The sequence below is a fragment of the Paenibacillus tyrphae genome, assembly GCF_027925525.1.
GTDB classification, from domain to species: domain Bacteria; phylum Bacillota; class Bacilli; order Paenibacillales; family NBRC-103111; genus Paenibacillus_G; species Paenibacillus_G tyrfis_B.
Genome location: NZ_BSDJ01000011.1, coordinates 33,970 through 46,557, shown reverse-complemented (window position 1 = coordinate 46,557; position 12,588 = coordinate 33,970). Strand labels below are relative to the sequence as shown.

Here is a 12,588-nt window from a genome sequence, read left to right as displayed (position 1 = left end):
CGGTCATCTCTCCTTTCCGAGACGATCCGCAACTAGCGCGAGCAATCTGGCCGCGACTTGTCCTTTCGACATCAGAGGCAGCGCTTCAACCAGCCCCCCGGAATCATAAATCCGTACGACGTTCGTATCCGTGCCGAAGCCAGCGCCTTCCATCGTCACGTCGTTGGCTACCAACAGATCGCAGCGCTTCTTCTTCAGCTTTTCCTGCGCAAACGTCTCCAAATGCTGCGTTTCAGCTGCAAATCCGACGAGAAGCTGCGACGGCTTCTTCCGTTCGCCGACCGCTTGCGAGATATCCGGATTTTTCACCAGCCGCATCGTCATTTCGTCTTCGTTTTTCTTGATTTTGTGCTCCGCCTGCTCCGCAGGCCGGTAATCAGCCACAGCCGCCGCCTTAATAATTACATCCTGCTCGGGCAGCCGGGAAAGGACCGCTTCCATCATCTCCACCGTGGATTCGACTTTGACCACGGTCACGCCGGCAGGTGCGGCAATCGAAGCTTTACCCGTGACGAGCGTTACGTTTGCCCCCATCCGCTGCGCTTCCTCGGCGATCGCGTAGCCCATTTTGCCCGAGGAATCGTTGGTCAAGTACCGCACGGGGTCGATCCGTTCCACCGTCGCGCCGGCCGTTACCAGAACACGCTTCCCTTCAAGCAGCCGTTTCTCTTGGAAAAACCGTTCGACCGCAGCCACAATCTCTTCCGGCTCCGCCAGGCGGCCCTTGCCCACATAGCCGCAAGCCAGCTGCCCCGTGCCGGGCTCGATGAACCGGACGCCGCGTTCCGCAAGCTTCTGCATGTTGGCCTGTACCGCAGGGTGCGCATACATATGTACGTTCATGGCGGGAGCAACGAGAATCGGCGCCGTGGTGGCCAATAGCGTCGTGCTGAGCATATCGTCGGCGAGGCCCAGCGCAATTTTGCCGATGACATTGGCGGTGGCCGGGGCGATCACGACGACGTCCGCCCTGTCGGCCAGATCAATATGAGATACGACGGAAGCGTCCTTTTCGTCGAACGTATCGACGATGACGTCGTGTCTCGACAACGTTTGAAACGTCAGCGGCGCTACAAATTTGGTTGCCGATTCCGTCATGATCACACGCACGTCAGCTCCCGCCTGCGTCAGCTTGCTGCATACCGCCGCCGCTTTGTAAGCGGCAATGCCGCCGCTTACCCCGAGCAAGACCGTTTTTCCGTTCAACATGGGGCTTCGCTCCTTTCCCTTACGGGCAATGAATCGTATCCTTGCGAAAAAAATAACAACCACGAGGGTTGTTGTTTACTTTAAGGACTCTTTGTTTTGCAATTTCTCGTAGGAAATATGGTCTTCATAGATTTCTTCCAGAGCCAGACCTACATATTTATGCGACTTCTTTTGCTTTACTTCAGTTTTGGAACCGTCACGCAGCATGCGCGCCCGCTTGGCGGCCGCTACTACGAGCGAATACTTGCTATCTACCTTGTCCAAAAGCTTGTCGATTGAAGGATACAACATGTTATTTTTTCACCTCAGCCATCCAGTGTTGAATTTTGGAAACCATCCGGTCTTTGCGGCAGTGCTCCGCTGTCAGAATGCTGCGGATACGGGAACAGGCGAGATCTACTTGATCGTTGACGATAGCGTAATCGTAATGCTCCATCATCGCGATCTCGTCGACCGCCACCGACATACGGCTGCGAATCGTTTCCTCGGATTCTGTACCGCGTCCGACGATGCGGCTTTCAAGCTCCGGCAGCGACGGTGGCAGCAGAAAGATGAATACCCCTTCCGGGAACTTCTGCTTCACCTTCAGCGCACCCTGCACTTCGATCTCCAAAATAATGTCCTTGCCTGCGTTCAGCGTGTCTTGTACGAACTTGCGCGGTGTTCCGTAATAATTGCCTACGTATTCCGCCCATTCCAGCATCTGGTCCTGCGAGATCATTTGCTGGAATTGTTCCCTGCTCTTAAAAAAATAATTGACTCCATCCACTTCGCCCTGCCGCGGAGCCCGCGTTGTTGCGGAAACCGAATATACAATATCCGGCGCACAGCCCCGCAGCGCTTTACAGACGGTACCCTTGCCGACGCCGGAAGGACCGGAAAGCACGATCAAAATTCCCTTATCCGCAGGAGTATAACCTACATTACTCGTCATGATCATCGTCCTTATTGGAAAGTCGATGCGCCACCGTTTCCGGCTGTACCGCGGACAAAATGACATGATCGCTGTCCGTGATAATGACGGCGCGGGTGCGGCGACCGTAAGTCGCATCGATCAGCATATGGCGGTCGCGCGCTTCTTGGATGATCCGTTTGATCGGTGCCGATTCCGGGCTGACAATGGAAATAATTCGATTCGCAGATACGATATTCCCGAAACCGATGTTGATTAGTTTGATCGCCATTGTTATAGGTTCCCCCTGGAACTTTCTTTTAAAATGAGAGGTTGTTTGTCAGTGGCTGCGAATCAGCAGCATCTGCCTCCAGCCGCTCTTGAAATCGGGTTCTTCATGAACTTCCTTTGTGGTAAGAACCCGATTTCAAAGGCGGCACGTAAACTACAAGTTTTCCGCAAAGGAAAACTGCATCGGAAGCATATGCTCCGGCAGATCCTCTGTTCTCCGCCAACCGCAACAAACAAAAATCATTTCAAAAGAAAGAGTTAATTACTAAAATTACTCGATATTTTGAATCTGCTCCCGCATTTTTTCGAGCTCCGCTTTCATGTCGACCACCACGGCGGCCAGCTGGGCGTGATTCGCTTTGGAACCGATCGTATTCGCTTCCCGATTCATCTCTTGAACGAGGAAATCGAGCTTGCGGCCCACCGGCTCGGAAGATTTCAACAGTTCCCGGAACTGCTTGCAGTGGCTTTGCAGACGGGTCAGCTCTTCGGCGATACTGGCACGGTCGGCGAAAACGGCGATCTCCATGGCAAGCCGCTGCTCGTCCGGAGGCGCTTGCTGCAAAAGCTCTTCGATCCGGGCGCGGAGCTTGCCGGCATAGTCATGGACCACTTGAGGCGCAATCCCCGAAGCTGTGCTGCAATAATGCTCCATCGTCCCGATACGCTGCAGAAGATCGCTGTGAAGAAAGGCGCCTTCCTTCTTGCGCATGTCCGAAAGCTCCCTTGCCGCTTCGGCTGCGCAGGCAACGAGCTCGGCTTCCATCCGCTCCTCGGCCATCTCCTGATTCTGCCCGATCGCAACCAGGCCGGGAATGGCAATCAAATCGCGCAGGCTCAGCTCGTCCTTGAGGGATAAGCGCTCCCGCAGCTGTTCGGCAGCCTGAACATAGCCCATCGCCAAGCTCCAATCGATCTCGACGGCTTGCGGTACGTCGCGGTCGCGTTCGACCGTAACGAACGCATCGACACGCCCGCGCCTTACATGCTGCTGAACGGCGGCTTTAACCGCGTTCTCGTAACGGGCAAATTCCCGGGGCATCCGTACCACGATCTCGCAGTAACGGTGATTGACCGATTTCAGGTCAATCTGGATCCGGAAGCCGTCCGTCGTACGTGCGGCTTGTCCGAAGCCGGTCATACTGATGACCATGGCCTTCACATCCATTATCCTATTCTAATTCATTTTGATAGTGGGTACAAGTGGGAATCAAGCCGATGCGCTTTCTCCCAAACGTACTCCGTCAGCTGTACGGTCATCTCGTAGGCAAGGAACGGCGTCATCAGATAGATTCCTTTAAAATAACGCATCGCCGCATCGAGAAGCTCCTTGGCGATCTGCACGCCCATGGCCCGTCCTTCCTCGCCCTTGAGCCCGTTCATCCGCTGCCGGACTTCGTCCGATAGCTGAATGCCCGGAACCTCGTTATGCAGGTATTCGGCGTTGCCCCCGCTGGCGAGCGGCATAATGCCGATGAAAATCGGAACGTCCAGATGCTTTGTGGCCTCGTACATCTTCTCGATCAGCTCCGCATTATAGACCGGCTGGGTCATGATATAATCGGCACCGGACTCGATTTTGCGCTCAAGCCGCTGCACCGCTTTATCCAAATGCTTGACGTTGGGATTGAAAGCGGCGCCGACGACGAAATTCGCTTTTTTCTTCAGCGACTTGCCGGAAAAAGCGATTCCCTCGTTCAGTTGCTTGATCATCCGAATGATCTCGAACGATGTAAGATCGTATACGGAACTCGAGCCCGGCAAATCGCCGAATTTGGCCGGATCGCCTGTCACGGCCAGCACATGGTCGATGCCGAGCGCATGAAGCCCCATCATATGCGATTGGGTACCGATCATGTTGCGATCCCGGCACGCGATGTGAATGAGCGGCTTCATGCCGATTCTCTCTTTTACCAGACTGCCGAGCGCCAAGTTGCTCATCCGTGTGACGGCGAGCGAATTGTCCGCCATCGTCAACGCGTCGACTCCGGCATTTTTGAGCGCCTGCGCCCCCTGCATGAACTTCTCGATGTCCAGATCGCGCGGCGGGTCAAGCTCCACGATGACGGTATAGCGCTCCTTCGCGAGCTCGGCGAGATTCGGCTCCGGAGCAGAAGGCGTCGGTACGGGCTGCAGACGCGTCACAATGCGGCCGGTCTCGCTTCCCTCGCCGGTTTCCTGCAGCAAGCGCAAAGCATCCGGGTCGGGCGCATAGTTCTGAAGCGACTGCGCCATAGCGGCGATATGCTCGGGCGTCGTGCCGCAGCATCCGCCGACAATGCGCGCTCCCAAGTCGACGAATTTCCGGGCGGTTTCCCCGAAATATTCCGGAGTCGCTGCATAGGTGTAGCGTCCGTCCACATAGTCGGCGATCCCTGCGTTCGGGAACACCGAGAATGGCGGCGCGCCCTCCATGCCGGCGACCCGCTGGAGCGAACGCATCAGCCCGTTCGGACCGCTCCGGCAGTTGAAACCGACAACGTCCGCCCCGGCCGCCGTCAGTTTCCGGAACGCTTCCGTCAACAGGATGCCGTCATGCGTCGAGTCCGTTCCTTCGGTCGCAAACTGGCAAATGACCGGAAGCTCGCTGACCTTGCGGATCAGCCTCAAAGCGATCAGCATTTCCTCCAGATCGTAGAACGACTCGAGCAGCAGCCCATCCACCGGCGTATCGACAAGCACCTCGATTTGGTCGCGCAAATCTTCCTTAACCTTGACGGTGCGGACATTTTTGCGTTTGCCCGCCCGGATCGAGCCGATAGCGCCGACAACATAGGCGTCGTCTCCAACCGCTTTTCTGGCCAGCTCGACGCCGGCGCGGTTGATCGCCTCCATCTCTTGCTCCAGCCCGTATTTGGACAGCTTTTCGCGGTTCGCCGAGAACGTATTGGTCTCGATTAAACGCGCTCCGGCTTCGTAATAGCGCCGATGCACGTCCATAATGACATCGGGCTCCAACAAATTTAATTCTTCATAAGAAATGCCGACAGGAAAACCCATCTGATACAGGTACGTACCCATGGCCCCGTCCCCTACCAGCACCTGACGTCTGAGAGCTTCTCGCAAATCCGGTTTCACCAACGGCATCTCCCTTCTCTCCATGATGGACCTTACAGCGTTCCTTTAAACACGATTTCCGCCGGTCCGGTCATATAGACATGATTATTCGATTCGCTCCATTCGATCCGAAGCTCGCCGCCTTTTAAGGAAATGACCGCTTCCCGGTCCATTTGTCCGGTAAGCACCCCGGCCACCAGCGTCGCGCAGGCGCCCGTTCCACAGGCAAGCGTCGGACCCGCACCGCGTTCCCACACCCGCATATCGGCGTAATCGCGCCTTTGGACCGTCGCAAACTCTACATTAATTTTACGTGGAAACAAAGCGTGTGTTTCGAGCTTTGGGCCCCAGGCGTACAGATCCGTTCCGACGGCGTCCTCGACAAAAATGACGCAGTGAGGGTTGCCCATCGACACGGCGGTGAACCGGAATTCGCGTCCGTCGACGGTGACCGGATACCCAATGACCTGCGGCTCGTCGATCATCGTAGGAACTTCGAGCCCATTCAATACCGGCGCGCCCATATCGACGCGTACCGCAGTGACGCGCCCTTCCTTGACCGTCAGCTGCACCGCCTGCGCCCCTGCTCCGATCGTTTCGATCGTCAGTTCCGTCTTGTCTCGGGGAACAAGCTCGTGATCGTAAATATATTTGGCCGCACAGCGGATGGCGTTGCCGCATTGCTCCGCCTCCGAGCCGTCGGAATTGATGATTCGCATCATATAATCGGCTTTTGCCGAAGGAAGCAGGTAGACAAGACCGTCCGCGCCGATGCCGAAATGGCGGTCGCACAACCGGATCGCTTGCCCGGATGCGTCCGTAGGAAGCTCCTTGTGGCCGTGCAAGACGATAAAATCGTTGCCTAACCCTTGCATTTTCGTGAAATTCATCGTTTTGGCTCCCATTTCAGCGTTTTACACCCTACTATATCGCAAATTCGCAGCCGTGCATAGCGGTTCCGCAAAATTTTATCCGAATTCGGGCGAAAATGCAAATCGCCGAACCCTCTGCTTTCGCAAGGGTCCGGCTCTTGTCCTCTTTACCGTACGACCGGCTTCATCGCCTTCGCCCCGCCGCCTCCGTAAGAAGCAGGCTTGCGTTTCCGCGGCTTGCTCATCAGGCTTCCGATGCCCATCAGAAATGTCGGGATACCCGCAAATACGAGCACAAGCACCCAATCCATAACCCCGAGCGGCACCGTCTTGAAAATCGGCTGAAGCTTCTCTACATAGAGTACCGGCAGCATCAGCAGCAGCGACGAGACGACCGCCATCACCAGCCACTTGTTCTGCAGCGGGTTCCGGTGGAAAATCGAGCGTGAGCTGCGGCAATCGAATACGTGGATGAGCTGCGCCATCACCAGCGTGACGAAAGCGACCGACTGCGCCTTGACGAGCGCGCCCGGGCCGTCCCCGCCCTGCTTGAGCGTAATGTAGAACGCCGCCAGGGTGCACAGTCCGATCAGAATGCCGCGGCTGATAATTTTCCACCCAAGGCGGCGAGCGAAAATATTTTCTTTGGCCAGGCGGGGCTTCTGCTGCATCAGATCCTTCTCCGCCTGATCCACGCCGAGCGCCATGGCTGGCAGGCCGTCCGTCACGAGATTGACCCATAAAATCTGAATCGGCACGAGCGGCAGCGGCAGTCCGGCCAGCATGGCGAGGAACATCGTCAAAATTTCGCCGACATTCGAAGCGAGCAAGTAGCGGATAAATTTGCGGATATTTTCGTAAATCCCGCGTCCTTCCTCGATGGCCGAGACGATCGTGGCAAAATTATCGTCGCTGAGCACGAGCGCGGACGCTTCCTTCGATACGTCCGTCCCGCTGATCCCCATGGCGATGCCGATATCCGCCGCCTTGATCGCCGGCGCGTCGTTCACGCCGTCGCCGGTCATCGCCACGACGTGGCCTTGGCGCTGCAGCGATTTGACGATGCGCAGCTTATGCTCCGGCGACACGCGCGCGTACACGTACACCTCGCCGATTCGCTTATCCAGGTCGTCGTCGCTCATCGCGCTAAGCTGCTGGCCGTTCAGAGCGAGGCCGTCCTGCGGCAAAATACCGATCTGCCTGGCGATGGCCTCCGCCGTCGTCTGGTGATCGCCGGTGATCATGACCGTTTTGATGCCGGCCTTGCGGCATTTGAGAATCGCTTCCCGCGCTTCTTTGCGCGGCGGGTCGATCATCCCGGTCAGACCGACGAAAACAAGCTGGCTTTCCACCGCCGTCTCTTCCTCGCTCCGTTCCGTCGGCTTCAAATCGCGGTAAGCCAGGCCGAGCACGCGGAGCGCGTTTTTGGCCATCCCTTCGTTCGCCGCCATCACCTTCTGCTTGAGCGTCGGAGTGAACGGGATGATTTTGTCGTCCCACAGCACGTAGGCGCACTGCTGCACCAGAACGTCGGGCGCTCCTTTCGTGCAGACCATCCGGCCGCCCTGATGCTCGACGATGACCGACATCCGCTTGCGCTCCGAATCGAACGGGAATTCCACGACGCGCCGGTACAAGCCTTCGAGCGATTGCTGCGTAACGCCGGCTTTGGCCCCGAGTACGACAAGCGCTCCCTCCGTCGGATCGCCCTTAATGCTCCACACGCCCTCCTGCTCGGCTTCCGGCTGCTTTGTTTTGGATTCCGTCCGCTCCTCCCGCAGCTCCGCGTTGTTGCAGAGCACGGAAACCTGCAGCAGCCGGCGCAGCATCTGGTTTTTCCGCACATCGACGTGCTGCCCCTGCTTCAAAATTTCGCCGCGCGGGTCGTAGCCGTTCCCCGTCACCTCAAGCAGCTCGCCGCCCGTCCATAAATGGGTCACGGCCATTTTATTTTGCGTCAGCGTGCCGGTTTTGTCCGAGCAGATGACCGAAGCGCAGCCGAGCGTCTCGACGGAAGGCAGCTTGCGGACGATCGCCTTGCGCTGAATCATCCGCTGTACCCCGAGCGCCAGAGCGATCGTCACGATCGCCGGCAGCCCCTCCGGAATCGCGGCGACCGCCAGGCTCACCCCGGCGAGGAACATGCCGTACGGCTCCTGTCCGTGCAGGATGCCTGCAACCACGACCATCACCGTCAGCGCCAGCGCGACGACGATCAATATTTTGCCGAGCTGCTCAAGCCGGTGCTGCAAAGGCGTCTCGGTGGCATCGGTGTTTTGGATCAGGTCGGCGATCTTGCCCATCTCCGTCGCCATGCCGGTACGGACCACGACCCCTTTGGCCGTTCCTCTCGTCAGCATCGTCCCCATAAAGCCTACATTTCGCTGATCCCCCAGAGGGATGTCTTCTCCCTCCAGCGGCGCCGTATGTTTGGCGACCGGCACGGATTCCCCTGTCAGCGCGGACTCTTCCGCATAAAGGCCATTCGTCTCGATGAAGCGGATGTCTGCCGGCACCCGATCGCCGCTTTCCAGCACGACGATATCCCCCGGAACCAGCCATCGTGCCGGTATGAGCTCCACCTGGCCCTCCCGCAGCACCTTGGCGTTCGGCGCCGACAGCTCCTTCAGCGCCCGCAGCGATCGTTCCGCCCGGAATTCCTGCACGAAGCCGAGAATGCCGTTCATGATAATAATCGCAATGATCGCGACCGCGTCCAAATATTCGCCCAGCAGACCCGAGACGAGCGTCGCTCCGGCGAGCACGAGCACCATGAAGTCTTTGAATTGGTTCAAAAACAGCGTCACGGGAGACACGCCCTGTCCTTCCGCCAGCTCGTTTTTGCCGTGTGCTGCCAGACGCTTTTCCGATTCCTCCATAGTCAGCCCTTTTGAAGGCTCTGTCCCGGACGACTGCAGAGTTTCTTCCGTCGACATTTGATACCACTTCTTCTGACTCATCTGCTTTTTCCCTCCCAAAAGGTTGTCTACGTTAAATGTATTCAGACAAGCTGGAAATTAGCACCTGGGAAAGGAATACCGGGGCCACTCTCCGTTCGCCCTACAGATCATTGAAAAAATGCGGAAACGATGTATAATGTGACTATATAGTCATATGACCGTATAGTCACATCCAAAAGGAGCTGTGTTTGATGCCGCATCCGACATTTTTTAATTTGCCTTTCGACAAGCGAAACCTGATCTTCGAAACGGCCGTGGAAGAGTTTTACGAACTCGGGTACGCCAAAGCCAGCATTTCGCGTATCGTCGCGAAAACCGGCATTGCCAAAGGCAGCTTCTACCAGTATTTCGAAGACAAAAAAGACCTCTACAAGCATGTCCTGGAGGTCATAGGCGGGCAAAAGGCGGACTTCTCGGCCGCAGCCTTCCGCGATCTCGAACGGAATGATCTTCTGCAAACGGTGCGAGGGCTGTTTGTCTCCGGCATTCGCTTCTACCGGGCGCATCCGAAGCTTGCTTCGATCGCGGGAGATTTCGCCAAGCTTCGCGATCCCGGGCTGAAACGGGAAATAACCGACGATGCCTCGGCCAAAAGCAACGAATTTTTCATTCGGCTCATTGAGCGTCAAAAGGAGTCGGGCCGGATCGCCCCCGACGTCGATGCGCCAGTGCTTGCCGATTTGATTGCGTTCCTAAGCGTGTACGTCGCAGAGCATTACGCCGACCAAGCCTTGTCCGGCAGCGAGGAGCAGGCTATGAAGACGATCGACAGCCTGCTTTGGATCGTGGAAAACGGCATCGCCGCAACGAATCGTTCGAGGAGGTAAATACAAATGCTGGAGGAATGGTTTTTCTGGGCTTATGAAAGGCATCAAAACGTGTTGAGCTGGTACATTCGTCCGTTATTTCTTCTACCGTTCTGTTTCTTCGCCTATAGGCGCAGCCTCAAAGGAATCGCTGTCGTGCTTCTTCTGCTGCTGAGCAGCATGTTCTGGTTTTCGAAGCCGGCCGTGATTAACCCGCACGTGCGTCAATTTTTACAGATGGAGCAAGATTACTTGTTGGGTCAATGGAACTTGGCGAAAATTTTGATGACTCTGCTGGTGCCCGGGTCGCTGGCCGCTCTCGCGTATGCGTTTTGGAAACGATCCTGGCTGTACGGCCTACTCGTTCTGAATCTGATCGCTGTGCTGAAGATCGTCTGGAGCATTTATTTCGGCGGCGATTCCGGCTTCGCGGTCGTCGCACCCGCGCTGACGGGTCTTGTGCTTTGCAACGCGGTCATCGCGGCGGCGCTGTATTGGCTTCGGAAGAAGAAACAGCAGCCTCGCCAATATTGACACGACACCGTCCCTCTTCCCGTCGGCTCAGGCCACAAAACGGTCCCGAAAACGGCATCCGGGTCTTACAGCTTAAAATTTGCTTCAAAATATGGCATGATAGAAGGTAGCACTCAAAAATCGCTTTTTGCGCATGAAGAATGGAGTTGTCCCGCATGTCTTTCGACGGTCTCGTCGTTCACAGTCTGGCCCGCGAGCTGCAATGCTGCGTAGGGGCCCGAATCAATAAAGTGCAGATGCCATCGGAAAACGATATCATCCTGCAAATCCGCGCGGCCGGCCGCAACCTGAAGCTGCTGCTGTCCGCCAATCCCACCTACCCCCGGGTGCATCTCACCGAGCAGAGCTTCCTGAATCCGCTGGAAGCGCCCATGTTCTGTATGCTGCTGCGCAAGCATTGCGAGGGAGGCATCATCGAAGCGATTGAGCAGCCCGGTCTCGAGCGGATACTGCATCTGAACATCCGGCAGCGCGACGAGCTCGGAGACCTCAGCCTCAAAACCATCGTCGTGGAGATTATGGGCCGCCACAGCAATATTATTTTGAAGGACCCGGCGACCGGGATCATTACCGACGGCATTCATCACGTCACGCCGGCGATCAGCAGCTACCGCATCGTCATGCCGGGCAGCGTCTACACGGCGCCGCCGGAGCAGCACAAGCTGCTTCCGTTCGGAATGAGCGAGGAGCGGTTCACCGCTCTCCTTGCCGAAGCGGCAGAGGCGGCCGATGAGCCCGCTTCCCCACGCTTCTGGGAACAGGCGCTTGTCGCGCGTTTCAGCGGGTTCAGCCCGCTCGTCGCCCGCGAGCTTGTGTACCGCGCCGCCGACGGGAGCTTGTCTTCGCCTTCCGCAATGCCTGCGAAGCTGTGGGCTCCGTTCCGCGAACTCACCGAAAAGCTGCAAACCGGAGTGACGGAAGCGGTTATTGTCGAAGAAGCGTCGACGGGCAAAACGTTTTTCTCCATTACGGACCTGAGCCACGTGCAGGGCGAGACGCAGCGTTTCGCCTCGATTAGCGCCTGCCTCGAGGCGTATTACGGAGACAAGGCCGAGCGGGATACCGTGAAGCAGCGTGTAGCCGATCTGTTCCGGCTGCTCAGCAATGAACGCAGCAAAAACATCAAGAAGATGGAAAAACTGGAAGATACGATGGAGGACGCCCGCGGAGCGGACCGCTTCCGCATCCTGGGCGAGCTGCTTACCGCTTCGCTGCATCAAATCCGCAAAGGCGATAAGCAGATTGAGGTCGTGAACTATTATGATGAAGAGCAGCGCCCCGTCATGATCGAGCTTGATCCGCTGCTGACGCCGTCCGAGAACGCCCAGCGGTATTTCAAGAAATATACCAAAAGCAAGAACAGCTTGATTGCCGTTCAGCAGCAAATGACCGAGGCGCACGAGGAAATCCGCTATTTAGACAATTTGCTGCAGCAGCTTGCCAGCGCGGGATTGGCCGATATCGAGGAAATCCGCGAGGAGCTGACGGAGCAAGGCTACGTGCGGGACCGCGGCAAAAAAGGGCGTAAAAAAAAGCCGAACCAAAAGCCGGCTCTGGCCTGCTACACTTCAAGCGAAGGTATCCCGATCTATGTCGGCAAAAACAACACGCAGAACGAATACTTAACGAACCGGCTCGCCCACCCCGGCGATACGTGGCTGCACACGAAAGATATTCCGGGCTCTCACGTCGTCATTCGCAGCGCCGAGTACGGCGATGCTACCTTGCATGAAGCTGCCCAGCTTGCCGCCTGGTTCAGCCAAGCCAAGGAATCGAGCCAGGTGCCGGTGGACTATACCCTCATCCGGCACGTGCGCAAGCCTAGCGGAGCCAAGCCCGGATTCGTGATTTACGATCATCAAAAAACACTGTTCGTCACGCCCGACCCGGGGAATATCAAGCAGCTGCCGGTAGCCATAAAATAAACCCGCGCAGCGAGTAAAAGCACCTGAATCCGCAATATTGCG

11 protein-coding genes are annotated in these 12,588 nt (G+C 56.9%); 3 read left to right on the top strand and 8 right to left on the bottom strand.

Annotated elements, in window-relative coordinates; translation table 11 throughout:
* Window positions 1-3: 3 nt before the first annotated feature.
* From coaBC to QMG93_RS14930, 8 genes are all read right to left on the bottom strand, one after another.
* Entirely contained in the window at window positions 4-1,209 is a 1,206-nt protein-coding gene (gene coaBC, locus QMG93_RS14965; protein WP_281937749.1) for a bifunctional phosphopantothenoylcysteine decarboxylase/phosphopantothenate--cysteine ligase CoaBC, read from the bottom strand.
* Between the two features lie 75 nt (window positions 1,210-1,284).
* Entirely contained in the window at window positions 1,285-1,500 is a 216-nt protein-coding gene (rpoZ, locus tag QMG93_RS14960; RefSeq protein WP_054974465.1) for a DNA-directed RNA polymerase subunit omega, read from the bottom strand.
* Window position 1,501: 1 nt separating this feature from the next.
* Window positions 1,502-2,143 (bottom strand): guanylate kinase, encoded by a 642-nt coding sequence (gene gmk, locus QMG93_RS14955; protein WP_281937747.1) that lies wholly within the window; start codon window positions 2,141-2,143, stop codon window positions 1,502-1,504.
* On the bottom strand, window positions 2,133-2,393 hold the full coding sequence (gene remA, locus QMG93_RS14950) for an extracellular matrix/biofilm regulator RemA (RefSeq protein ID WP_009672664.1): 261 nt from the start codon (window positions 2,391-2,393) through the stop codon (window positions 2,133-2,135). Before remA ends, gmk begins: the two co-directional genes overlap by 11 nt.
* 270 nt (window positions 2,394-2,663) lie before the next feature.
* Window positions 2,664-3,545 (bottom strand): YicC/YloC family endoribonuclease, encoded by an 882-nt coding sequence (locus tag QMG93_RS14945; protein ID WP_281937745.1) that lies wholly within the window; start codon window positions 3,543-3,545, stop codon window positions 2,664-2,666.
* Window positions 3,546-3,574: 29 nt separating this feature from the next.
* The gene (locus QMG93_RS14940) at window positions 3,575-5,470 is read right to left on the bottom strand and encodes a bifunctional homocysteine S-methyltransferase/methylenetetrahydrofolate reductase (RefSeq protein ID WP_281938108.1); all 1,896 of its coding nucleotides are present in this window, start codon (window positions 5,468-5,470) and stop codon (window positions 3,575-3,577) included.
* 32 nt (window positions 5,471-5,502) lie between these two features.
* Window positions 5,503-6,339 (bottom strand): diaminopimelate epimerase, encoded by an 837-nt coding sequence (gene dapF / locus QMG93_RS14935; protein WP_281937744.1) that lies wholly within the window; start codon window positions 6,337-6,339, stop codon window positions 5,503-5,505.
* 149 nt (window positions 6,340-6,488) lie between these two features.
* Entirely contained in the window at window positions 6,489-9,281 is a 2,793-nt protein-coding gene (locus QMG93_RS14930) for a calcium-translocating P-type ATPase, SERCA-type (protein WP_281937743.1), read from the bottom strand.
* Window positions 9,282-9,472: 191 nt separating this feature from the next.
* On the opposite strand from QMG93_RS14930, the gene QMG93_RS14925 reads away from it, so the two are divergent.
* From QMG93_RS14925 to QMG93_RS14915, 3 genes are all read left to right on the top strand, one after another.
* Window positions 9,473-10,108: a TetR/AcrR family transcriptional regulator gene (locus QMG93_RS14925; protein ID WP_281937741.1), complete on the top strand. Its 636-nt coding sequence runs from the start codon at window positions 9,473-9,475 to the stop codon at window positions 10,106-10,108.
* 6 nt (window positions 10,109-10,114) lie between these two features.
* Window positions 10,115-10,621 (top strand): hypothetical protein, encoded by a 507-nt coding sequence (locus QMG93_RS14920; protein WP_281937740.1) that lies wholly within the window; start codon window positions 10,115-10,117, stop codon window positions 10,619-10,621.
* Window positions 10,622-10,776: 155 nt separating this feature from the next.
* Window positions 10,777-12,546: an NFACT family protein gene (locus QMG93_RS14915; RefSeq protein ID WP_281937738.1), complete on the top strand. Its 1,770-nt coding sequence runs from the start codon at window positions 10,777-10,779 to the stop codon at window positions 12,544-12,546.
* Window positions 12,547-12,588: the final 42 nt, after the last annotated feature.

Coding starts and splice junctions, on each gene's coding strand:
- coaBC (WP_281937749.1), bottom strand. CDS start 1,209: ATGTTGAACGGAAAAACGGTCTTGCTCGGGGTAAGCGGCGGCATTGCC.
- rpoZ (WP_054974465.1), bottom strand. CDS start 1,500: ATGTTGTATCCTTCAATCGACAAGCTTTTGGACAAGGTAGATAGCAAG.
- gmk (WP_281937747.1), bottom strand. CDS start 2,143: ATGACGAGTAATGTAGGTTATACTCCTGCGGATAAGGGAATTTTGATC.
- remA (WP_009672664.1), bottom strand. CDS start 2,393: ATGGCGATCAAACTAATCAACATCGGTTTCGGGAATATCGTATCTGCG.
- QMG93_RS14945 (WP_281937745.1), bottom strand. CDS start 3,545: ATGGTCATCAGTATGACCGGCTTCGGACAAGCCGCACGTACGACGGAC.
- dapF (WP_281937744.1), bottom strand. CDS start 6,339: ATGAATTTCACGAAAATGCAAGGGTTAGGCAACGATTTTATCGTCTTG.
- QMG93_RS14930 (WP_281937743.1), bottom strand. CDS start 9,281: ATGAGTCAGAAGAAGTGGTATCAAATGTCGACGGAAGAAACTCTGCAG.
- QMG93_RS14925 (WP_281937741.1), top strand. CDS start 9,473: ATGCCGCATCCGACATTTTTTAATTTGCCTTTCGACAAGCGAAACCTG.
- QMG93_RS14920 (WP_281937740.1), top strand. CDS start 10,115: ATGCTGGAGGAATGGTTTTTCTGGGCTTATGAAAGGCATCAAAACGTG.
- QMG93_RS14915 (WP_281937738.1), top strand. CDS start 10,777: ATGTCTTTCGACGGTCTCGTCGTTCACAGTCTGGCCCGCGAGCTGCAA.